The sequence below is a fragment of the Salifodinibacter halophilus genome (assembly GCA_012999515.1).
Lineage (GTDB): Bacteria > Pseudomonadota > Gammaproteobacteria > Nevskiales > Salinisphaeraceae > Salifodinibacter > Salifodinibacter halophilus.
In genome coordinates this window covers 1-248 of the sequence record JABEEB010000509.1, presented here as the reverse complement: position 1 = coordinate 248, position 248 = coordinate 1, and the positions used below count along the sequence as shown (strand labels likewise).

At 64.9% G+C, this 248-nt stretch carries 1 protein-coding gene; it reads right to left on the bottom strand.

What is annotated here, in order from left to right; genetic code table 11:
- Positions 1-248: hypothetical protein (locus tag HKX41_12645; GenBank protein ID NNC24983.1), on the bottom strand; the 248-nt coding region annotated here is incomplete at both ends.

Below are 248 nucleotides of genomic sequence, written 5' to 3'. Positions count from 1 at the left end.
CGCCATCCGCCGCTGGCGCGGCGGATGGCGTAGAGCTGGCCCTCGCTTTCGTACACGTCGACCTCGACGAAATCGCGCAGATGCTCATGGATGTGTTGCTGCACGGTGTTGCGTCGATCCACGTTCTTGCACAGTTCCGCATAGACCGCGTCCCAAGGCCGGCCCGCCTGGCGATCCAGCCAGCGTTGCAGCGGGCGCAGGTTTTCGTTGAGCCATTTGCGGCTCATGCCGAGCCGTTCGCGCATGCC